The sequence below is a fragment of the Roseovarius sp. E0-M6 genome, from assembly GCF_037083845.1.
Lineage (GTDB): Bacteria > Pseudomonadota > Alphaproteobacteria > Rhodobacterales > Rhodobacteraceae > Roseovarius.
The window spans coordinates 49,807-72,130 of record NZ_JBAPLA010000011.1; the positions used below are offsets into that span (position 1 = coordinate 49,807).

Annotated in this window: 22 protein-coding genes and 1 pseudogene; 5 read left to right on the forward strand and 18 right to left on the reverse strand. The window is 61.7% G+C overall.

What is annotated here, in order from left to right; all coding sequences use genetic code 11:
- Positions 1-4: 4 nt before the first annotated feature.
- The 14 genes and pseudogenes from tilS to ruvC all read right to left on the reverse strand — a co-directional run bounded on the left by tilS (position 5) and on the right by ruvC (position 12,239).
- On the reverse strand, positions 5-1,261 hold the full coding sequence (tilS, locus tag V8359_RS18765; protein ID WP_336430655.1) for a tRNA lysidine(34) synthetase TilS: 1,257 nt from the start codon (positions 1,259-1,261) through the stop codon (positions 5-7).
- On the reverse strand, positions 1,258-2,100 hold the full coding sequence (locus V8359_RS18770) for a tetratricopeptide repeat protein (protein WP_336430656.1): 843 nt from the start codon (positions 2,098-2,100) through the stop codon (positions 1,258-1,260). Before V8359_RS18770 ends, tilS begins: the two co-directional genes overlap by 4 nt.
- Before the next feature lie 19 nt (positions 2,101-2,119).
- On the reverse strand, positions 2,120-2,635 hold the full coding sequence (gene pal / locus V8359_RS18775; protein ID WP_336430658.1) for a peptidoglycan-associated lipoprotein Pal: 516 nt from the start codon (positions 2,633-2,635) through the stop codon (positions 2,120-2,122).
- A gap of 103 nt (positions 2,636-2,738) precedes the next feature.
- Positions 2,739-4,061 (reverse strand): Tol-Pal system beta propeller repeat protein TolB, encoded by a 1,323-nt coding sequence (tolB, locus tag V8359_RS18780; RefSeq protein ID WP_336430659.1) that lies wholly within the window; start codon positions 4,059-4,061, stop codon positions 2,739-2,741.
- A complete protein-coding gene (locus V8359_RS18785) occupies positions 4,061-5,179 on the reverse strand; it encodes an energy transducer TonB (RefSeq protein ID WP_336430660.1) in 1,119 nt (372 codons plus the stop codon). The genes tolB and V8359_RS18785 overlap by 1 nt, the downstream gene beginning before the upstream one ends.
- Positions 5,180-5,188: 9 nt before the next feature.
- Entirely contained in the window at positions 5,189-5,662 is a 474-nt protein-coding gene (tolR, locus tag V8359_RS18790) for a protein TolR (RefSeq protein WP_336430661.1), read from the reverse strand.
- Between the two features lie 3 nt (positions 5,663-5,665).
- Positions 5,666-6,361, reverse strand: a complete 696-nt coding sequence (tolQ, locus tag V8359_RS18795) for a protein TolQ (protein WP_336430662.1) — start codon at positions 6,359-6,361, stop codon at positions 5,666-5,668.
- A gap of 113 nt (positions 6,362-6,474) precedes the next feature.
- Complete coding sequence (ybgC, locus tag V8359_RS18800) at positions 6,475-6,861, reverse strand: tol-pal system-associated acyl-CoA thioesterase (RefSeq protein ID WP_336430663.1); 387 nt, start codon at positions 6,859-6,861, stop codon at positions 6,475-6,477.
- A gap of 56 nt (positions 6,862-6,917) precedes the next feature.
- Positions 6,918-7,952, reverse strand: a complete 1,035-nt coding sequence (locus V8359_RS18805) for a transporter substrate-binding domain-containing protein (protein WP_336430664.1) — start codon at positions 7,950-7,952, stop codon at positions 6,918-6,920.
- A gap of 4 nt (positions 7,953-7,956) precedes the next feature.
- On the reverse strand, positions 7,957-9,045 hold the full coding sequence (locus V8359_RS18810) for a transporter substrate-binding domain-containing protein (protein ID WP_336430665.1): 1,089 nt from the start codon (positions 9,043-9,045) through the stop codon (positions 7,957-7,959).
- A 117-nt stretch (positions 9,046-9,162) separates the two neighbouring features.
- Positions 9,163-9,789 (reverse strand): hypothetical protein, encoded by a 627-nt coding sequence (locus V8359_RS18815; protein ID WP_336430666.1) that lies wholly within the window; start codon positions 9,787-9,789, stop codon positions 9,163-9,165.
- A 141-nt stretch (positions 9,790-9,930) separates the two neighbouring features.
- Positions 9,931-11,048: pseudogene (ruvB, locus tag V8359_RS18820) on the reverse strand (Holliday junction branch migration DNA helicase RuvB).
- A gap of 28 nt (positions 11,049-11,076) precedes the next feature.
- Positions 11,077-11,739 (reverse strand): Holliday junction branch migration protein RuvA, encoded by a 663-nt coding sequence (gene ruvA, locus V8359_RS18825; RefSeq protein WP_336430668.1) that lies wholly within the window; start codon positions 11,737-11,739, stop codon positions 11,077-11,079.
- The gene (ruvC, locus tag V8359_RS18830) at positions 11,736-12,239 is read right to left on the reverse strand and encodes a crossover junction endodeoxyribonuclease RuvC (protein WP_336430670.1); all 504 of its coding nucleotides are present in this window, start codon (positions 12,237-12,239) and stop codon (positions 11,736-11,738) included. Before ruvC ends, ruvA begins: the two co-directional genes overlap by 4 nt.
- A 334-nt stretch (positions 12,240-12,573) precedes the next feature.
- On the opposite strand from ruvC, the gene V8359_RS18835 reads away from it, so the two are divergent.
- The gene (locus V8359_RS18835; protein ID WP_336430671.1) at positions 12,574-12,762 is read left to right on the forward strand and encodes a DUF1127 domain-containing protein; all 189 of its coding nucleotides are present in this window, start codon (positions 12,574-12,576) and stop codon (positions 12,760-12,762) included.
- Between the two features lie 246 nt (positions 12,763-13,008).
- Here V8359_RS18835 and V8359_RS18840 read toward each other — a convergent pair whose 3' ends face one another.
- The 3 genes from V8359_RS18840 to V8359_RS18850 form a co-directional block, all read right to left on the reverse strand.
- On the reverse strand, positions 13,009-13,350 hold the full coding sequence (locus V8359_RS18840; RefSeq protein WP_336430672.1) for a hypothetical protein: 342 nt from the start codon (positions 13,348-13,350) through the stop codon (positions 13,009-13,011).
- 108 nt (positions 13,351-13,458) lie between these two features.
- Entirely contained in the window at positions 13,459-14,328 is an 870-nt protein-coding gene (locus V8359_RS18845) for a 50S ribosomal protein L11 methyltransferase (RefSeq protein WP_336430673.1), read from the reverse strand.
- Between the two features lie 20 nt (positions 14,329-14,348).
- Positions 14,349-15,581: an MFS transporter gene (locus V8359_RS18850; protein ID WP_336430674.1), complete on the reverse strand. Its 1,233-nt coding sequence runs from the start codon at positions 15,579-15,581 to the stop codon at positions 14,349-14,351.
- 144 nt (positions 15,582-15,725) lie between these two features.
- Between V8359_RS18850 and V8359_RS18855 the strand changes: the two genes are divergently transcribed.
- A complete protein-coding gene (locus V8359_RS18855) occupies positions 15,726-16,796 on the forward strand; it encodes an AI-2E family transporter (protein WP_336430675.1) in 1,071 nt (356 codons plus the stop codon).
- A 98-nt stretch (positions 16,797-16,894) separates the two neighbouring features.
- On the opposite strand, the gene serB is transcribed toward V8359_RS18855, so the two are convergent.
- Entirely contained in the window at positions 16,895-17,779 is an 885-nt protein-coding gene (serB, locus tag V8359_RS18860) for a phosphoserine phosphatase SerB (protein ID WP_336430676.1), read from the reverse strand.
- Positions 17,780-17,955: 176 nt separating this feature from the next.
- Here serB and V8359_RS18865 point away from each other — a divergent pair, with 176 nt between their 5' ends.
- The 3 genes from V8359_RS18865 to V8359_RS18875 all read left to right on the forward strand — a co-directional run bounded on the left by V8359_RS18865 (position 17,956) and on the right by V8359_RS18875 (position 22,126).
- Complete coding sequence (locus V8359_RS18865) at positions 17,956-19,113, forward strand: phosphoserine transaminase (RefSeq protein WP_336430677.1); 1,158 nt, start codon at positions 17,956-17,958, stop codon at positions 19,111-19,113.
- Between the two features lie 89 nt (positions 19,114-19,202).
- Positions 19,203-20,798, forward strand: a complete 1,596-nt coding sequence (serA, locus tag V8359_RS18870; RefSeq protein ID WP_336430678.1) for a phosphoglycerate dehydrogenase — start codon at positions 19,203-19,205, stop codon at positions 20,796-20,798.
- A gap of 50 nt (positions 20,799-20,848) precedes the next feature.
- On the forward strand, positions 20,849-22,126 hold the full coding sequence (locus V8359_RS18875; RefSeq protein ID WP_336430679.1) for an acetylornithine deacetylase/succinyl-diaminopimelate desuccinylase family protein: 1,278 nt from the start codon (positions 20,849-20,851) through the stop codon (positions 22,124-22,126).
- Positions 22,127-22,324 lie beyond the last annotated feature (198 nt).

Here is a 22,324-nt window from a genome sequence, read left to right on the forward strand (position 1 = left end):
TTCTTCAATGCGACAGAAGAATGTCGTGATATTCATGCTCAGAACGAAGCAATTCCGCCGACCATTGCTCTCCCAGCCCCGCCAGCGGCGCCGCGACAAGCACTTCGTCGCGCCAAACCGACGGCGACGCGACAAGCGACGCAGCGGGCAGGCCGCTTTCGGCCCGGTCAGGACAAAGCCCCAATGCAGCCTCGCCCAAAAGGCGCACGGTGTCGCCGGGTTGCGCGGGCCCGGTCACCCGCCAACGCCCGTCCCAAATCTCTCCCGGCACCGTATGCGCGCCCACAACCGCCTGCGCCTCGCGCGTGATGCGCACCGTCTGCGGTGTGGCCATAACCCGGCACCCGTGCAGCACCGTGTCGCACCCCTCGCTGAGCCCGGACAGGGCGTCCTCGACGGCACGACCGCGCGCTCCGTAGTCCGCACCGCTCACCCAGCGTAGCGCAGCCTGCAACAGTCGTCGCCGCATGTCGGCACGCAACTGGGCCCATTCGGCCCTGTCGAAAACGATATCGCCCCTGTCGAACCGCGTGATCTTTTGCGCTGTTTCAACGGCATAGACGCCTAGCGTCTCGCGCGCCTCGCGCAGGTGCCCCGCCACCTTGGCCAGCCCCTCGACGCTCAGACCGCATTCCTCGAACGCGGTCAGCGCCTGCCGGATGCGCACGCGCCGGAACTGAGTATCCTCGTTGCTTGGATCGTCGATCCACCGGATGCCGCGTTCGCGCAAGAAGGCTCGCAACACATCGCGCCGCAGATGAAGGAAGGGGCGGTGCAGCGTGACATCGCCCCACCGGGCGCGCGGCGCCATGCCCGCCAACCCGTCAAGGCCGGCCTGTCGTGCCAGCCGCATCATCAGGGTTTCGGCCTGATCGTCAGCTGTATGGCCCAGAAACACATGATCCAAACCCTGCGCGCCCGCCCACTCACTCATCAGCGTATAGCGCGCGCGCCGCGCGGCGTCTTGTAGATTGCCCTTCCCGTCCCAACCCGTCCAACGCAGCGTGTCATGCGGCACCCCGAGATCGGAACAAAGCGCCGCCACATGTGCGGCCTCATCGGCCGCCTCGGACCGCAATCCGTGGTCGACCGTCACCGCCACAAGGGTGACGCCCGCCAAAGCCGCCCATTCCCGCGTGGCCAGAAGAAGTGCTGTCGAATCGCTCCCGCCCGAGATAGCGACGGCAAGCTTACCGGGCCTGACATCCGCCCCGAAATGTCTTGAAAGGGCCGCGACCGGCCCGTCTTCGTCCTGCGTCACTGACAGCCCAGATTGGTCATCGCCGAGTCCGCCTCGGACACGGCCTCGCTGCCCGGAAAGCGCGCGGGCACTTCGGCCAGTGTCAGACAGGCTTCGTTGGTCTGCCCAAGGCGGCCCAGCGTCCGGCCCAGACGAAAGAGAGCATTGGGCGCCTCATCGCCTTCGGGGGCCGCGGAAAACGTATCGAGGTAAGCCCGCGCTGCCCCCGTTAAATCACCCGTCGCCTCAAGGGATTCACCCTGCAACACACCGGCGCGATCCGTCATCGGCCCGCCCGGATAGGCATTGCGGAACTCGGCGAAAAGCTTGGCGGCCTCGGCATGGTTGCCCGCCTCAAAAGCGGCTTTCGCACGATCAAAATCATCCTGCTCCCCAACAGCAAGGGTCATGCCTTGTGTCTCGTCCTCGGTCGTGCTCCCTTCCGGATCCGCAACCGCGGCCTCGGATCCGCCGGGAATATCACCGCCAAGCGTGCTCACCTCGCCCAGTTGGCTCACATCCCCGCCCTCAAGCTCGACAAGGCGGAATTCAAGGTCACCAATGCGCTTGGTTCCGTCTTGCACGACCCGGTTTATCCGAAGCTCAAGCTCTTCGGTCTTGGCGGTCAGACGCTGCAACTCGCTCTCGATCGCGTTCACACGATCAATGAGCGTGCCGCCACTGTTCGCCCCGCTCACCCCGCCCGTCGTGCTAAGTTCGCGCTTGAGCTTTTGAATATCGACGTAAAGAACCGTCAGTTCCTGTCGGATATCCGCCAGTGTCTCATCCCTCGACTGGGCGTCGGCCGCAACCGGGCCCAGCATCACGAGGATCAGCGCAAATCGAACCAAATACCGCATGCCGCGAACCTCCCCGGGATCAGACGCCCGTGCCGATGGAAATGATTGTCACCGCCCGGCGGTTCTGCGCATAGCAGCTTTCGGTGGAACAGATTTCGAGGGGCCGTTCCTTGCCATAGCTCACCACCCTGAGCCGGCTTGCCGGCACACCTCGGGAGACAAGGTATTCATGCACCGAATTCGCGCGTCGCGCACCCAGTGCGAGGTTGTATTCGCGTGTGCCCTGTTCGTCCGCATGCCCTTCGATCAGCGCATCATAGTCGCTGTTGGTCAAAAGCCATTCGGCCTGAGCGTCCAGCGTCGACTGTGCCGCGTTGGTCAGCGTGTGCTGATCAACGGGGAAAAGAACCCTATCACCAACGGCCTGCTGAAAATAGGCGGGCGATGTTGGGTCCGATGCGCTTCCGGCCACGGACCCGGCCGAATTGTTGAGGTCGACCGCGCTGTCGCTGCCGAACCTGTCGGGGCTTGTGCATGCCGCAAGCGTCAGGCCGGCCCCCAGAATGAATGCCTTGTTCAGAAATGTCTTGGTCATTGGACTGCCCCGTTTGACTGTTCGTGTCATGATCAACCTTGCCTCGTTTCGTTTCTACCATAGGCGACGGCCCAAGGGAATCGCCGCCCGTCACCGCCGCACATTATTGCAACGGCGACCACGACGGATCGCTCGCGCCGCCCGGCGTCGAAACCTGCCGCAGGTTCCGACCGGTGATATCGACCGAATAAAGCCGCGATTGCCCCTGTTCGCCCTGCGTCTCACGGGTGAACATGATCACCCGGCCGTTGGGCGCCCATGTCGGCCCTTCATCAAGGAAGGATGCGGTAAGCAGGCGCTCCTCGCTGCCGTCGGTGCGCATGACGCCGATGTGGAACCGCCGCTTGGATTGCTTCGTGAACGCGACAAGATCACCGCGCGGCGACCAGACCGGCGTGCCGTATTGGCCGTCGCCCTTGCTGATGCGCCGGGCGTCTCCGCCATCTGCGCTCATCACGTAAATCTGTTTGCTGCCGCTCCGGTCACTTTCAAACACGATCTGGCTGCCATCCGGGCTGACGCTTGGCGCTGTCTCGATCGACGGCGCACTGGTCAGGCGCGTGCTCTGGCCGGTACCGATATCCATCTTGTAGATGTCGGTGTTGCCGCCCCGGATCAGGGAATAGACCACGGTCCGGCCGTTCGGGGCAAAGCGCGGGGCAAAGCTCATCGTGCCGTCCTGACTTTCCAGAACCCGTCGGCTCACACTCGCGATGTCAAGCATGTAGACCCGCGGAAACCCGCTTTCATAGCTGGTATAAAGCACGCGGTCTCCGGTGGGTGAAAATCGCGGCGCCAGCACAAGCGACGAACTGTCAGTCAGATATTTCACGTTCGCGCCATCGTAATCCATGATCGCCAGACGCTTGGCCCGCTGTCCCTTGGGTCCGCTCTCGGCGACGAAAGCGACGCGTGTGTCGAAATACCCTGTCTCACCGGTGATCCGGCTATAGACCTGATCGGCGATCTTGTGCGCGATCCGTCGCCAGCCATCCTGCGTTCCAGAGAACTGAAGCCCGTTGCCAAGCTCCTGCCCCGCGAACACATCCCAAAGCCGGAACTTCGCCGTGACCTTGCCGCCCGCATCCACGTTGACCGCGCCGGTCACAAGGGCCTGCGCGTTGATCGCCTTCCAGTCGGCGAATTGCACGGGGCTCGAAAAACTCGTGACCGGGCTGATAAAGGCGTCGGCCGGGATTTCGCGGAACAGGCCGGTGCCGCTCAGATCGGCGGCGACGACACGCGCGAGATTGCGCGCCAGTTCATTCGCGGCAGAACTCTCGGCAATGAAATCCGGCACCGCGAAGGGCAGCGGCTCGATCACGCCTTCGGTGATCTCGATCCTGAGCGGCCCATCCTGCGCCCTCAGCGCCGGAGCTTGGATCAGGGCCAAGACGGCCAGCACTATGGTCATGAAGCGATACATCATTTGATCCTCATGTTCTCCGGGTTGAAGGTCATCTCGATTGTCTTCCAATGGTCGTATTTTTCAACCGGGAGGTCAAAACCGCTGTTGCCACAGCGGATGATCGCACGCCGCGCCGCCTCATAGGCCTGCCGTGCCGCGGTTGTTCCACCGCCCGACGCGTCGATCATCCGGATCGAGCCGGTGACCGGCGTGCCATCCTCGGACATATCCACCGCGACCACAACCGTCGTGCCCAACGCCTCGGTGCTCAGAGAGCCGACGTTCCAGCATTTCTGCACAGCGACACGCAGCGCATCCTTCTCGCCGCGCGTCATGGGCTGACCGATGGGCCGGGTCTCGGACGTTGTATCGGATGTCTGCCCAAGTGCCGCGGCAAGGGCATCCTCAACCGCGCTCGGGGCGGATTCGGCGTCCGGCTCCGGCTGTGTCGCGGGGGCGGGCTCGGCCACCTCTTGTTGCGGCGGGCTGGCTGGGCGCGCCTTGGGGCGCACGGAACTCACCGGCGCGGCGGCGGCCTCCTCGGCCTCGGTCACGATCTCGGTGGCGGCCTCCTCGGGGGCGGTCGCCTCGGCTTCCTCCTGCACCGTCTCCGCCTCTTCATCCGGCACGACCTCCTCGCGGGCGACATCGTCTATGGCGGTGTCGGGATCGGGGGGGGCCACTTGTTCGGGGGCAACACGCTTCGACGGGCGCGGCTTGGGCCGCTGCGATGTGTCAGGCAAAAGAACCGCTGTATCCTCGCTCGGACTCATAAGCTCGGGTGGTTCCTCGGCGACATCGGCTTCGGCGGGCGGGGTTGTCTGTGTTTCTTGCGGCGCACTGTCCGGATCAGCCGCCTCTGCCGGGTCAGGCTGAGTCGTGGTGGTGTCCGCATCGGTTTGCGACGACATATCGGGCGTGGCCGCATCCGCCTCCGGCGCCTCGGGCATAGCCACGCTCGACACCGTCTCGGGCGGGCGCTCGGCGGCCATGATCGCCTCGAACTCCTCGTTCGAGATGGCCGTCACCTGCGTCACCTCGAAAGGGATCGGATCAGACTGAAACACGCCTCCGAAAAGCGCGAACAGGATAAAGCCCGCGTGCCCCAGCCCCGATATGATCTGCCCGATATTCATTTCCCGGCATCAACCGTCCGTCTCGTCAAGGGTCGGCCCGCCCGCGTCGGTGACAAGTCCGATATCGTCGAACCCGCCGCGATTGAGCGCGCCCATCACCTGCACCACGTCGGAATAGGGCACGGCACCATCCGCGCGCAGGAACACCTTCGTGCTGTCGCGTTCCGCTGCGATCGCCCGCAACCGCGCCACCAGTTCGTCGCGCGCCACCTCGGTCGTCTGGATCATAACCACGCCATCCGCCGTGATCGTGATGGCCAGCGGCTCTTCCTGTTCGCCCGGCAGGGCATTTGCCGCCGTCTTCGGCAATTCCACCGGCACGCCCACCGTCATCAGCGGCGCGGCCACCATGAAGATGATCAAAAGCACGAGCATGACATCCACGAAGGGCGTGACATTGATCTCGGCCATTGGCCGTGACCGCCCTCGCCCCCGTCTGCGGCGTCCGCCCGCATCCGGTTTCTGTGCGACTCCGGCCCCCATGGCTCAGCTATCCAGCTGGCGGCTGAGAATGGTCGCGAATTCATCGGCGAAGGCTTCGTATCCCGCCACGATCCTATCCGCGTCCGCACTCAGCTTGTTGTAGAAGATCACCGCCGGTATGGCCGCCAGAAGCCCAAGGCCCGTGGCCAGCAACGCCTCGGCAATACCGGGCGCCACGACAGCAAGGTTTGTGTTCTGCTCTTCGGCGATGCCGATGAAGGCGTGCATGATGCCCCAGACCGTGCCGAACAACCCGACGAACGGCGCAGTCGAACCGACTGTGGCCAGAACGTTCAGCCCACTTTGCAGGTTCTCGCTTTCCTTCACGATCGCCACGTCCATGCTCCGGTCTATCCGGGCCGTCGCGTTTGCGATCATGCCGCCATCGTTGCGGTGACTGCGCCGCCATTCCATCATACCGGCGGCAAAGACGCGCTCGGACTGACCATTAGGATCGGTGCCGATCTCCTGAAACAGCTCGTCCAGCGGTTCACCCGACCAGAATCTTTGATCGAAACGCTCCGCCTCCCGGCGGGCCTTTCGGTACATGATCAGCTTCTGAATGATGATCGACCACGCCCAGAACGAGGCGATGATCAGCATCAGCATCACGAGTTTCACGACAAGTGTCGCCCGTGCGAATAGGGCCCACATGGAGAAATCCATCTCCTGCGCCAATGCGAGGGTTTCTGCTTCCATCTGCCTGCTCTTTTTGTCTGGCCGTTGTTATTTGGCCTTGTTTTGCAGGAAAACTAGACGAGTTTCGCGGGGAAAGCCAACACCATCGGCGTCATGGGCGGAAAAATTCGCCCTCAGTGCAAAAGCAGGCGGATATTCGCCGGAAGGCGCACCGGCTGACCGGCATCGTTGATGCACACGATGGTCACCGTCGCGTGAAAAAGCGCGTCTTCGCCGCGCCTCACCACCTGCTCCATCACAAGCCGCGCACCCGACACCGACAGGGTGCGCGTCTCCACCTCGAGTTGGTCATCGAACCTCGCCGCCATCAGGTATTCCGCCTCGAGCTTGCGCACGGCAAAAGCCACGCCCTCGGATTTCATCACGACCTGATCGACACCCATCTCGCGCACCCAGTCACTGCGCGCACGTTCGATGAACTTGAGGTAATTGGCATGATAAACGATCCCGCCCATGTCGGTATCTTCGTAATAGACGCGAACGGCAAAACGATGTGTCATTGCGAGACCCTATGGCGCACGTCGTTCAAGGGTCAAGCACACACGGCAGAAGCGTGTCACTTGAGCTGACCCCAGAAGATTTCCAGATGCTTTGACACGATCTCGTTATACCGCCCCGAGGCGCGCAAGGCATCAAGCCCGGCATTCAACCGATAAAGATGCGTCGTGCCACGCCAATGGGTCTTGGAAATCACGACATGCAGCGTTTCCCGCGAGAGCGGCTTTTCGACCGGCACGATCTTGCCACGCAGGCCCATCCGCACGATCTTCGTGCCGCCAAGGAACACGTTGAACGTCGCCGCGTCCGCCCGGCCCGCCATCACCTCCTCGAAACAGGCTTCGGGGCTCTCGGCCTGCACGAATGTGATCCGTCCTTCGCTAAGCCAGCGTCGGTCGGCCTGGTCCAGATCGTGGGTGAAATACCCGTCCGGACGGCAAAGCGTCTTGCCCAGAATGTCTTCGTCGCGTTCATAGGTCAGGTCGCTATCGGCGCGCACGAAAAGCATGATCGGCAAATCCATCAGCGGCTCCGAGAAATGGAACCCGACACAGCGTTCATTCGCGGGCGTCGCCTCGCAATCGGGCCTGAGCCACGGGAACCCCATGTCATAGCTTTTCTGCGACAAGAGCGGATCAAGATGCTGAGCCCAGTCATCCTCCCATGCAATCGCATAGGGCACCGGTGCCGGCGTCATCTCAAGCGCGGCATTCACCAGCTCGGTCGCCATGCCGTTGCCCGGCCAGTTCTGGTCGGTGAAAGGGGCGTAATTCCCCCCGGTCAGAAGCGTCATTTCCGCGTCCGCCTGCCTGAGGGGCGTTGCATCCGCCTCAAGGTTGTTGACCGGACAGGGGATGAAAAGGTCGATGCCGGAGGTCACCTGCCCGGCGCCACCACTGAGCGCCCCTTGGTTGGAATAGTAGATAAGCGTCCACTTCTCACGGTCTTCGTAATGCGCCTCGGCAATGCTGAAAAGCGTATCACCCGACTGCACCCGATAGGTGACATCGCAGAGCGCGACCGCCATGCCGGGTGCCAACGTCGCCACCAGCACCGCAAGCGCCCTCACTGTCTTACCCCAGTTCACTCCCATCGTCTCAGAACTCCGCCCAGACGCGGGCCATATGTTCGTCAATGATCCGCTGATACGTTCCGTCTTCCTTGATCTTGGCCAACCCGCCTTCGAACACCTTCAAAAGCGCAGCCCCCTGCGGATGCGACTTGTGAACGATCATGTGGTTGCCATCGATCGAAATGGGCTGCCCCTCGGCCACCCGGACACGATCCTGAAGACCCATTTCCTTGAGCTTCCGGCGCCCCAGAAACTCATTGAGCACGGCACCGTCCACGTCGCCATCCACCAACCGGTCAAGGCAATCGCCCGGGGATGTGCCGACCACCAAGTCGATATGCCCGGACTTGAGCCAGTTGCGGCCCTGTTGATCGAAAATATAGGTGGAATATCCCGAAGGCCGGCACAGGGTCTTGCCGCGCAGGTCGGCATCGGAATTGAACGCGATGGGCCGGTCCCTATCCACGAACATCAGCATCAGCACCTCGAACATAGACGCGGAAAAGTCGAGATTGGCGCAACGATAGGCCTCCGGTTCGGCCTCGCAATCGGGCTGGAACCACGGAAACCCGATATCAAGCAGCGCATTCGACAAAAGCGGCTCATGATGCGACGCCCAGTCATCGACCCAGTGGATGGCAAAGCCCTGCTCCGGGTCGGCCGCCTCCATCGCGGCCTGCACGACCTCGGCCAGCATCCCGCCATTGGGAAGGCTCTTGTCGGTGAAGGGCGCGAAATCCGATCCGGTCAGCACGTTGATCCTGCGCCGCGTCGCCGCATTACCCGGGGCCACCACAAGCGGCGCGGTTTGCGCCGCTGCCGCCGCGACCTCGGCGGCGTCGCGCCCGCCAGGCAACCCCTTGGGCAGGCCGTCGATACATCGCAGCCGCAAGGTCATGCCAATGCGCACCGCATTCGGATTCTCGCCCAGCACGTCCAGATTGTTGGCATGGATCACGGTCCACATGCCCGCGTTCTTGTAGTGCGTGTCGGCAATAATAGAAAGGCTTTCGCCGGGCCTCACCTTGTAATTGCCACCACAGGTTTCGGCGTTGGCCGCCCCGGTCATCAGGGCCGCCGCAACAAGCAACCCTCCGAAAATGTTCAAATGCATTGATCCCCCCCAAAATACTAAGCGAAATAACGCCTATCTTGGGGGTTCGGTCAAGACGTCATACCCTATTTTGTGGATCAACGCTGTATTTCTGCGACGCATCGGCACCGCTCCGGCTCAGTTCACCTGCATTCTCGCCGACAGCCTGAGCGCGTGGCTTCTGTCTTGGGCCATGGCGGGCATCACGGGGTCATAGGCCGCCGCGATCAACCGACCGATCTCGGGGCGCAGGATCACCGCATCGCTGTCGGGCATCACCGCCAATGGCGAAAGCGACTGAAACGCCGTGTCCGACCACAAGAGAACCGTCTGCACCACCTGATTGAGCGCCAGTGTCTCGGCCGGAACAGCGGCAAGGTTCTCATCCATCCGCAGAAAGACGAAACTGGCCTTGATCGCCCCCGCGTCGTCAAAGCGGAACACCCGGTACTGGTTTGCATCCGCACCTTTGAGACGGGTCACCAGCGGCCCCAGATCCGGGATCAGCCGGTCCAGATCGGGCACCTCCAGAAGTTCATTCCAATCGCGGAAGAAAAAAATCATGAGGTTCGCGCCAAGCTCGGGGTCGGTCTCGGACATTTGATGCCCTGCGACAGAGACCACAGCCTCGATCGCCCCTTTCACCACCTCCAGCGTGCCCTCCTCGACGCCAAAGACGATCGGGGCGATTGGCCGTCCCCACCGGGCAAAAAGATAAGTGCCGTCGCCGCGCGTGAACAAAGCTTCGATTTGGTCCGGCGTCATGTCCGCTCTCTCCTCGTCAGGCTGGCGCCCACATTATCGCCGCCGAGCGTCTGCAAACACGGCACAGTGGATATTTTCAACCAGAAAGACGCCCTGTCGCTTGGCCCTCGCTTCTTTTCGATCTCCATATCCACACGCCGCTCACTTGCCGAAAAGGTCGCCACCCCGTTCGTTGCGCGGCGGCTCAAGCCCGACATGCCGCCAGCCTCCACGGGCCAGCATCCGGCCCCGCGGCGTGCGCTGGATAAGTCCCTGCTGAAGCAGAAAAGGCTCGATCACCTCTTCAAGCGCATCGCGGCTCTCGCTCAACGCGGCACCCAGCGTTTCGATGCCCACGGGGCCGCCCTGATAGGCTTCGGCGATCAGGTGCAGATATCGCCGGTCCGCACCATCAAGCCCCAGATGGTCGACACCCAACCGTGTCAGCGCCCCATCAGCCAGTTCCCGGGTGATCTTGCCATCACCCTCGACCACTGCGAAATCCACCACCCGCCGCAAAAGCCGCCCGGCGATGCGTGGTGTCCCGCGTGACCGGCGCGCGATCTCCATCGCGCCGTCACGGTCGGTCGGCACACTCAGCTTTTCGGCATTGCGTGCCACGATCTCATGCAACTCCTCGACGGTGTAGAACTGCAACCGTGTCGGAATGCCGAACCTGTCCCTGAGCGGCGTCGTCAGCAGTCCAAGCCGCGTGGTCGCCCCCACAAGCGTGAAGGGCTGCAACTCGATCCTTACTGTGCGCGCCGCGGGCCCCTCGCCGATCACGAGGTCNCAAGCCGCGTGGTCGCCCCCACAAGCGTGAAGGGCTGCAACTCGATCCTTACTGTGCGCGCCGCGGGCCCCTCGCCGATCACGAGGTCCAGCTCGAAATCCTCCAAGGCGGGGTAAAGAACCTCTTCGACCACCGGGTTAAGGCGATGAATCTCGTCTATGAACAGAACGTCGCGCGCCTCGAGATTGGTCAGGATCGCGGCCAGATCGCCGGCCTTGGCCAGCACCGGACCGCTCGTCATGCGAAATCCGACACCAAGCTCACGCGCCATGATCTGCGCCAGCGTGGTCTTGCCCAATCCCGGCGGCCCGTGGAACAGCGTGTGGTCCATCGGTTCGCCCCGCTGCCGGGCCGATTGGACGAAAACCCGTAGATTGGCGCGGGCCTCGGCCTGTCCTATGAAATCATCAAGCGCCTGAGGCCGAAGCGCGCGATCAAAATCCTCAGGCAGAGGCTCTGGGCGGAGTATCGGATCGGGTTCGGTCATCTTTGGTATTCCACCGGGCATAGCGCGCTCATTGCTTCGGCGCCAAGAGCTTGAGCGCCGCGCGGATCAGTGTCGTCGTCTCGGCTTGCGGATCCTCGCCCGCGGCTTGCGCGACCGCCGATGCCGCATCACCCGGACCATAGCCCAGATTGGCCAGCGCCGACAGCGCCTCGGCCTGCGCCGACGGCCGCGCACCTGCGGGTGTCACCGCTTCGGGCGGCTCGATCACCTCATCGGCGCCCGCTGGCTGCGGCGGCGCAGTGGCGGGGCCCGTGCCCATCGCCATGACCTGCGGTGCCTTGTCCTTCAGCTCGTTCACCACGCGTTGCGCGGTTTTCGGGCCGATACCCTTCGCGGCCTTCACCGCATTCCAGTCACCCAGCGCTATGGCCCGGCTGACCCCGTCCACCCCAAGCGCGCCCAAAATGGCCAGTGATGCCTTCGCGCCCACGCCCTGCACACTCATCAAAAGGCGGTGCCACTCTTTCTCGACCAGCGTCGTGAACCCGAAAAGCTGTAACAGATCATCCCGCACCAAAAGATCGGTATAGACGGCCGCGTGTTCGCCCACGCCCGGAAGGGCCTGCAACGTGCGGTCCGAACAGAACACGAGATATCCCACCCCCTGCACGTCGATCAGCACATGATCTTCGGCGCGATAGTCGATCCGGCCCGCGATACGCCCGATCATGCCCGCACCTTCGTGGCACGGGCGATGGCGGTCGCGCTGCCGATATGATGCGCGTGACAGATTGCAATAGCCAGCGCATCGGCGGCATCGGGCCCCGCGGGCATCGCACCGGGAAGCTGCATCCTCACCATATGCGCGATCTGCTGCTTGTCCGCGTGGCCGACCCCGACCACGGTTTTCTTCACGGTGTTCGGCGCGTATTCACCCACGCTCAGCCCCGCCTGCGCAGGTACCAGAACCGCGATTCCCCGCGCCTGACCCAGTTTGAGCGTGCCCGCACCATCCTTGTTGACAAAGGTCTGTTCCACGGCGGCTGTATCCGGGGTGAACTCCTCGATCACCTCCGTCAACTGCTCGAATAGCGACAGGAGCCGCTCGGGAAGCTCGTGTCCCACCGACACGCAAACCCCGTTTGCCACATGGCTGAGACGGCTGCCATCGGCATCTATGATGCCCCAGCCGAGGTTTCTTAGCCCCGGATCAATGCCCAATACGCGCATGCCTGCCATCCTGCCCTTTTTCGGTCGTTGCGGCATGGCTAGCACGAAACAGGAACATAGGCCAAGTGTCATGCATCGCGCCGCGATCTTTCCTCACCCCCGCAGCGAACGGGCCACACGCCGTCGCACGCATCCGCCAACCCCTTCTGTTGCGGAGACAAACCTTCTTTGAGCACTCATGCAAAAACTGCATAGGGACTATGCAATTTTCCATAGTTGTGAGGGGCACGTGGGGGGACTATCTGGCGCGTCATAGGACACGACGCGGTCCTGCACATCAACGACATATCGAAACATCGTTTTACGGACCACCGCAACAGAAGGATATTGGATCATGGCTGCAATCGAAATCTCCCGCCCGCTCAACAGCAATGGCTCGCTCATCTCGCGCATGGTCGCCCGCATCTCGGCGTGGAACGACTCCCGCGTGACCCGCAAAGCCCTGTCGGGCCTCAGCGACCGCGAACTTAGCGATATCGGGCTTGAGCGCGCCGACATTCGCCGCGTCTCGATCACGCACTAAAGCGTTTCGCGAAAAACCTGGATCACAGATGGTCGCGAAACGCGGCGCGACATTCAAGCGTTGCACGCGTTTCGCCTTTCGCTGATGTCTCAGGTTAAAGGCGAAACGCTTTAAAGCGTGCGGCCCAATCCGGCCGCAGTAAGATAGCAAAAGCCCCGCGCCTGAGGCATGGCGCGGGGCTTTCCTATGTTGTGACCGCATCATCCGAACGATGGCGTCGTCACACCTGAGAATTTCTCGCCCAGATCAGATAAACGGCGCAAGCTGTTGCGCGACGAATTCCGAGAGAGGGTCGACTTGCATGATGGTCGCGCCGAATTGGTCGACCACGCTACCCGCGTTCATCTGGGCAACGCGCTCGGCGTATCCGTCCGGGCCCATATGCGCCATAACAAGGCCCTTGAAGCCTAGGAACCCCATAAGCAGAAGCGCGAGTCCCTTCCAAGGGACACCCGGCTTGCGGCGCTTGGGCTTGAACACGATAAGGCCGTCACGGCCAACCTTGCAATCATAGCCGCGCGCCATGCGCGCGTGTTTGCGTTGAACCTTTTTCAGTCGGTTCCCGAACCCATTGGTGGCATCAGTCATAGCAGCGTCCTGTTTTCCGGCCCCCGCCAGATCACAGACAAGGTGATAAGGTCGAAATGTGTCAATTTCTGGGCAAACACCCTGTTTTCCGTTGTTTTTACGGTATTTTTAGGCTTTTTGTTGAAGAACAAGTGTTGTCCATTCACCAATCTCATCGCGATTGACAAGACTGTTTCCATTCCTGCGATAAACCGCCACGACCTCGTCGGCCTGCTCATTGAGGATACCCGACAGAATCGCATAGCCTCCGGGTGCAAGCCGCTCGGTCATCCCGGGTGCCAGATCAATAAGCGGCCCCATGAGGATATTGGCAAAGATCAGGTCGAACCGCGCGTCGCGCAAATCGTCATGGTCGAACCCGGTTGCCTCGATGCACCTCACCCTGCCGTCAAGCCCGTTGGCCGAAACATTCGTCCGCGCCACCTCGACGGCAACCTCGTCGATATCGCTGGCAATCACAGTGCCCGGCCAGATGCGTGCCGCCGCCATCGCCAGAACGGCGGTGCCACACCCGATATCGGCCACCGCGCGCCCCACGAAACCGTCATTGGCCAGCCGATCAAGCGCCCTCAGGCACCCTTGGGTCGTGCCGTGATGCCCGGTGCCAAAGGCCATCGCCGCCTCGATCAACAGCGGCTCGCATCCATCCGGCACCTTGTCTGCGTCGTGGCTCCCGTAGACAAAGAACCGCCCCGCCTCAACCGGCGTCAACTCGCGCCGCACCTTGGCGACCCAGTCCTCGTCCGGCACCTCCGAGACGGCAAAGGGCCGCGCCTCATGAACCCGGGCCAGCATGTCAAGGGCATCGCGGTCGGGTGCTTCGGTGAAATATCCACCGACCTCCCACGTGCCTGATCCATCCTCGATCTCGAAAACGCCCACGCCCGTGGGCTCCGGCTCAAGCATCTCCATCGCGTCGGCCAGCGCCTCGGCCATGTCTTTTCCGGCTAGGGTGGTCAGGGCTGTATAGGTCGGCATCTCTGGCTCCGGTTCTGTGGCTATTCGGCAGGTCGCACCATCGGCGTGGCAAAACGTGTCTCGTTGCCCGGTGCGGGATGTCGCGGAATGAAACAGGCAAGCATCAGAGACACAAGCGCCATCCCCGACGCCAGACCGAACACCGCCTGTGGCGAAATCAGCCACAGATATCCCAGAAGCGCCGGAAGAAACACCGCGGCGATATGATTGATGGTAAAGGCCACGGCGGCTGTGGGCGCGATATCCCCCGGATCGGCGATCTTCTGAAAGTAGGTCTTGAGCGCCAGAGCCAACGCGAAAAGAATATGGTCGATCACATAAAGCGTCGCCGCAAGGATCACGCCCCAGCCGAACATGTAAATCCCGCCATAGGCCAGAAACACCAGAGCCAGACCGACATATTCGAAAATCAGGGTATTGCGCTCTCCATATCGCGCCACCGCATGTCCCATGAGCGGGGCAAACGCCATGTTCGCCACAAGGTTGATCAGGAACAGCGCCGTCACCTCGTGAACATCGAACCCGAAGCGTTCAACCATCATGAAGCCCGCGAAGACCACGAAGATTTGCCGCCGCGCCCCGGCCATGAACTGAAGCGCATAATAAAGCCAATAGCGCCGGCGCAGCACCATCTTCTTGACCTGCGGATTGGGCGCTTCGAACTGCGGATAGGCAAACAGCGCGAAAATGGCGACCAACGCGGTAAACCCGCCCGACGCAAGATAGACGATATTGTAAGTCAGCCCCAGCGTATCCCAAAGCGTCACGATAATCAGGTAAACCACAAGCGTCGCCGCCGACCCTGCGGCTACCAGCCAGCCAAGCATCTTGGGCGCGCGCAGCTTGTCCAGCCATTGAAGCTGAAGCGATTGGTTGACCGTCTCGTAATAGTGAAACCCGATCGAGCTCAGCATCGTGATCGTGAGGATCCCCCCGAGCGACGGGAACCATGCGGTCACCGCTGTCGCCGCGCCAAGAAGCGCAAGTGAGACAAGCCCGAGAATTTGCTCGCGCAGGAAAATGATGATCGCGATCACCCCCACGGCAAGGAAGCCGGGAATTTCGCGCACGGTGTGCAGCCACCCGATATCCGACCCGTCAAACCCCGCCACCTCGATGGTGAAATTGTTCAGAAGCGCCGACCATGTGGCAAACGCCACCGGCATCGCCGCCGCCATCAGGAACAAAAGCGTGGTCGGTCTGCGCCAAAGCGGCAGATGCCGCGCGTCGGAAAGGGGAACGATCTGGGTCATGACCTTGCTTTACGACCCCCGCCCGGAAATGGCGAGGGGGTAAGCGCGCGGAACCCGACGCGCCTCCCGGATGTTGGCCTTACAAATGCGGCCCGGCGCACCATCTCGGCGCTCCGCCCGCCAGAGCGACGGGACAAATATATAATGGACAAGGACAACGACAAAAACGCCACCGCAGGACGGCCCCGCCATCCCGATATCGGGTGGATCGCGCGCGCCACGAGCATGGTGCTGCTCATCCTCGGTCTGGCCGCGACGCTGTGGTATCTGCGTCAGCTCGTGTTCCTGACCTTCGCGGGCATTCTGATCGCCGTGGTGATCAGTCATCTCGCCGTCAAATTGCGCCGGCATGTGCCGATGCCGCGTCTCTTGTCCCTCGGGGTCGTGGTGGGCCTCATAATTCTCGCTGTGACCACCCTGATCATGGCCACCGGCCCGCAGGTCGTCGGTCAGTTCGATACCCTCGCCCAGCGCCTGCCGGATGCGCTAAAGTCATTGGAGGATTACCTCAATTCTTCGCGGATCGGCACCTATATGCTCAACCGCATCGAGGAACCCGAGCAAAGTGGCAACTGGAATGCGCTCGGCCTCATCACCGGGACATTCTCGACGGTCATGAACGTCGTGGCGAACATTTTCGTGGTCATCGCGGTCGCGCTCTTTCTTGCGACCAACCCGGATATTTACCGCAAGGGCGCGATGCTCCTTGTTCCCGACCACATGCAGCCCCGCACCAACCGGTTTCTCGACACGGTCAGCCCCGGCCTCTTTCACTGGCTCATCGGTCAGCTTGTGGCGATGGCGGTGGTCGCGGTGCTTATGGCACTGGGCCTATGGTGGCTCGGCATGCCGGTTTACATCGCACTCGGCGTCATCGCGGGACTTACGAACTTCATCCCCTATTTCGGGCCGTTTATCGGTGGCATTCCGGCGATGGTCATCGCGTTTTCCATAGAGCCGACCAAGGCATTCTGGGTCGCGCTCCTGATTTTTCTCGTTCAGGCGCTCGAAGGCAATTTCATCACGCCCAACATCCAGAAACAGGCCACCTCCCTGCCGCCTGCGCTTATCATTGTGACCATCGTCGGGTTCGGTTTGCTCTTTGGACTGCTTGGCATGATGTTCGCCACCCCGATCCTTCTGGTCATCGTTGTGGCCGTCCACATTTTCTATATCGAAGGCATGCTGAACAAGACGGCGCCGCCGCCGCAATGACGGCACCGAACGCTATGTCAACGTCTGAATCGACTCACACGGCACCGACGCAATACCGACGTGAATACCGACACGATACCGACGTGGGGTGCGGCGCATTAACCTTTGGGCGTAGGCACCACAAAGTCGGACCGCGCATAGCCTTGCAAATATAACAGCGCGGTCAGATCACCATGGTTAATCCGCACCTCGCATTCCGCCGCCACACTAGGCTTGGCATGAAGCGCAACACCGGTCCCCGCCCGGCGCAGCATCCCCAGATCGTTCGCTCCGTCGCCCACGGCGATCACATCTTGCTCAGAAAGGCCCCTTAGCTTGGTGACCTCCTCCAGCGCCGTGACCTTGGCCTGACGTCCAAGGATCGGCATCTGAACCTCTCCCGAAAGGATATTTTCCTCGATGATCAGGGTATTGGCCCGATTCTCATCAAACCCGAGCGCCGTGGCCACAACCCCTGTGAACTCCGTGAACCCGCCTGAGACAAGCACCGTGTAAGCCCCTTTGGCGCGCATCGTCGCAAGCAAAACCGAGGCCCCCGGCATATGCGTGATCCGTGTCTCCAGAACTCTCTGGATCACCGCCGAGTCCAGCCCCTTCATCAGGGCCACCCGTTCAATCAGCGCCCCTTCGAAATCAAGCTCGCCATTCATCGCCCGCGCCGTGATCTTACGGACATGCGCGCCAACACCGGCCTCCTCGGCCAGTTCGTCAATACATTCCTGCTCGATCATCGTGCTGTCCATATCGGCCAGAAGCATTGATTTCGCACGATTTTCAGCGCCCTGTACCACCATGTCCACGCGCTCGTCCTGAAGGCTTTGCCACACGTCCCAGCGGTTGTCGGGCATCCGCTCCATGGTGAATTCCGCCGCCTCGTCCGGAGAAAGCCAGTCCGCCTCGGCCCCGCCCCACGCATTGCGCAGATTTTCCACCAGTGCGGGCTGCAACCCGCCGGGGCGTGCAATCAACGAAACCACATACATTCGCGAAATCCCTTGTTTTTCTTCCGGCGGGTTTCCTATCGGCGCCGGTCATGTCGCGTTTTCTGCACGAAAGGCCGCAAAAGGGCAAACTCAGTCTTGCGGCAGCGCAGCAAAACCCCTAACCCTATCGCTGGGACACCCCTCCCCAACGAGGGGCACATATCTGGAAGGATATCATGACTGATATTGCTCAACCGGCAACGCGGCCGGAAAATCCGCGTTTTTCTTCAGGCCCTTGCGCCAAGAATCCCACGTTCGAACTGGCACAGCTTTCTGGCGCGCCCCTTGGGCGAAGCCACCGGGCCGCTGTCGGCAAATCGCGCCTCAAGGCCGCGATCGAAGGCACCCGCGACGTTCTGGGCATCCCAGACGATTATCGCATCGGAATCGTGCCGGCCTCCGATACAGGAGCCGTGGAAATGGCCATGTGGAACCTGCTCGGGGAACGGCCTGTCGAAATGCTCGCATGGGAAAGTTTCGGCGCCGGCTGGGTGACAGACGCCGTCAAGCAACTCAAGCTCGACGCGACGCTCCACGAAGCGCCCTATGGGGAAATCGTTAACCTTTCCGATGTAGACACCGACAAGGATGTCGTTTTCACCTGGAACGGCACTACGTCCGGCGTGCGCGTCCCCAACGGCGATTGGATCAAACCCGCCCGTGCCGGTCTCACGATCTGCGACGCGACGTCGGCGGCCTTCGCGCAGCGTTTGCCGTGGGACAAGCTCGACGTGACCACATTCAGTTGGCAGAAGGTGCTCGGCGGTGAGGCCGCGCATGGCATGCTCATCCTCAGCCCGCGGGCGGTCAAACGTCTCGAAAGCTATACGCCACCCTGGCCTCTTCCCAAGATCTTTCGCCTGACCAAGGGCGGCAAGCTGATCGAGGGGATATTCGAGGGGGCGACGATCAACACCCCTTCCATGCTCGCGGTCGAGGATTATCTCGTCGCGCTGGATTGGGCCCGCTCTGTCGGCGGAATGGAAGGTCTGCGTGAACGCGCCTATGCCAATCTCGCCGCGATTCAGCGGTTCGTGGCCGATCACGAATGGCTGCGTTTCCTTGCCCATGATCCGGCCATCCGCTCCAACACCTCCGTGTGTCTGACCCTTGACGATCCCCGCATCTTGGATGGCGCGGCATTCGCCAAAGCGATCGTGAAACGGCTTGAGGATCAAGGGGTTGCTTATGATATAGGCGCCTATCGGGACGCACCTCCGGGTCTGCGTATCTGGTGCGGTGGCACGGTCGAATCCTCGGATATCGAGGCGCTTCTTCCGTGGATCGACTGGGCCTTCCAGACCGAGATCGCAGCCCTGTCCGAGACGGTGTAGCCCGTGCCGGGATAACCCCCGGCTTTCAGGAAAAGTAGGGCGGGGTTCACCCCGCCACCCCCGATATTCAAATATGAAGGACCAGAGAGATGGCTCCCAAAGTACTCGTATCCGACAAGCTGAGTGAAACTGCCGTGCAGATTTTTCGCGACCGTGGCATAGACGTGGATTTCATGCCCGAACTGGGCAAGGACAAAGAGAAGCTGGCCGAGGTGATCGGGCAGTATGACGGCCTCGCCATTCGGTCGGCCACCAAGGTCACGCCGACGATCCTTGAAAAGGCCAGCCGCCTCAAGGTGATCGGTCGCGCCGGGATCGGCACCGACAACATCGACAAGGACGCGGCCTCCAAGAAGGGCGTGATCGTGATGAACACCCCGTTCGGCAACATGGTCACCACCGCCGAGCATGCCATCGCGATGATGTTCGCCGTGGCCCGTCAAATCCCCGAGGCTTCGGCCTCCACCCATTCCGGCAAATGGGAAAAGTCGAAATTCATGGGGGTCGAACTCACCAACAAGACCCTCGGGATCATCGGCATCGGCAATATCGGCAGCGTCGTCGCCAATCGCGCCCGCGCGCTCAAGATGAAGGTAATCGCCTATGATCCGACCATGAGCGAGGAAAAAGTGGCCGAGAAAGGCGCCGAGAAGGTCGACCTCGACACGCTTCTTGCACGGTCGGATTTCATCACGCTGCACACTCCGCTTCTGGACAGCACGCGCAATATCCTCGGCCGCAAAAACCTCGCCAAGACCAAGCCGGGCGTGCGGATCATCAACTGCGCCCGCGGCGGTCTCGTGGATGAGGCGGCCCTGGCCGAACTTCTGAAATCCGGTCATGTCGCCGGCGCGGGCTTTGACGTGTTCGAGGTCGAACCCGCCACCGACAGCCCCCTTTTCGGCCTTCCCAATGTGGTTTGCACCCCGCATCTGGGCGCCGCCACCAGCGAGGCACAGGAAAACGTCGCGCTACAGGTGGCCGAACAAATCTCGGACTACTTGCTGACCGGCGCGGTGACCAACGCGCTCAACATGCCGTCGGTCACGGCCGAGGAGGCCAAGGTCATGGGGCCGTGGATCAAGCTTGCCGGACATCTCGGTGCCTTTATCGGCCAGATGACCGATGAGCCCATAAAGGCGATCAACATCCTCTATGACGGTGTCGTTTCGACCATGAACCTCGAAGCCCTGACAAGTGCGGCGGTCTCGGGGATCATGAAGTCGGTGAACCCCGAGGTGAACATGGTTTCGGCCCCCCTCATCGCCAAGGAGCGCGGCGTCAGGATCAGCACGACCCATCAGGACAAATCCGGCGCCTTTGAGGGATATATCAAGCTGACCGTCGTGACGGATCAACGTGAACGGTCGATCGGTGGAACAGTCTTCTCGGACGGCAAGCCGCGCTTCATTCAGATCAAGGGCATAAACATCGATGCCGAGATCGGGCGGCATATGCTCTATACCACCAACCGCGACGAACCCGGCATCATCGGCGCCTTGGGGCACACCATGGGCGAAAACGGGGTCAACATCGCGAATTTCACCCTTGGCCGGTCTTCGGAAGGGTCCGAGGCGATCGCGCTGCTTTACGTCGATGCCAAAGTTTCGGACGAGGTTATCGGCAAGCTTGATGCGACGGGCAAGTTTCAACAAATTCGCCCGCTTGAGTTCGATGTAAGCTGACCCTTGCCGCCCCCGCCCGTCGCGCCCTACTCTACGGGCGGGGGTCATGGATGCACGACAGGCTGAAATCCGAAATCGAGGCACGGCGCGATGATCTTGTGGCGCTGACACAGGATCTTGTCCGAATTCCCACGCTCAACCCCCCGGGCGAGAATTACCGCGAGATCTGTGACTATCTTGACCGGCGACTGCTACGTGCGGGGTTTCAGACCGAACTTATCCGCGCGCGCAATGCGCCCGGCGACAGCGACAAATATCCGCGCTGGAACATCGTGGCCCGACGCGATGGGAAACGCTCTGGCGATTGCGTGCATTTCAACTCTCATACCGACGTGGTCGAGGTCGGTCACGGTTGGACAACCGACCCTTTTGGCGCAGAAGAAAAAGACGGGCGTATCTATGGTCGCGGCACCTGCGACATGAAAGGCGGGCTGGCCACGTCGATCATCGCCGCCGAAACCTTTCTCGACATTTGTCCGGATTTTTCCGGCGCCATCGAGATATCGGGAACCGCGGATGAGGAGTCGGGTGGTTTTGGCGGTGTCGCCTACCTTGCCCAGAAGGGATATTTTGACCCGGCCCGTGTGCAGCATGTCATCATCCCCGAGCCGCTGAACAAGGATCGTGTCTGCCTTGGTCATCGCGGCGTCTGGTGGGCCGAGATCGAAACCAAGGGCGAGATCGCACACGGCTCCATGCCGTTTCTAGGCGACTGCGCAGTGCGCCATATGGGGGCCGTGATCGAAGAGATGGAGCGCAGTCTGTTCCCGGCCCTTGCGCTCAAACGCACCACGATGCCCGTCGTGCCCGAAGGCGCGCGACAATCGACGCTCAACATCAACTCGATCCATGGCGGAGAGCCGGAACAGGCCACCGACTATACAGGCCTTCCCAGCCCATGCGTCCCCGATCGCTGCCGCATGGTGCTGGACCGCCGGGTCCTCATCGAAGAGCGTATCGAAGATGTCGAGGCCGAGATTCGCGCCACGCTGGAAACAGTGCGCGCCGGGCGCCCCGGGTTCGATTACGACATTCGCGAGCTGCACCGCGTCCTGCCCAGCATGACCAAGCGCGATGCGCCCATCGTCACGTCGGTCGCACACGCGGTCGAGCGCGTGCTTGGCCGCGCGCCCGATTACGTGGTGTCTCCGGGCACCTATGATCAGAAACATATTGACCGGATCGGGCGGCTCAAAAACTGCATCGCCTACGGGCCGGGCATCCTCGACCTTGCGCACAAGCCCGATGAATGGGTGGGGGTTGATGATATGGTCACCGCCGCACAGGTCATGGCACTCAGCTTGGCCGAGCTTCTGGGGCCGGGCTGACTCCGCTATTCCAAAACCACTCTCGCCGAAGGTGTCCGCGATCATCCGCCGGAGCCTCCGGCGGGGATATTTTCGGCCTTATGTATCAAACGCACCAGCCGCTCGGAGGGATGAGCGGTGATTGGATTTTTAGCCTCAATCCTTCTCCAGTATTACCTCTGCAATGCTGACATCAACGGGCGTGAAGTCAGCCTTTGC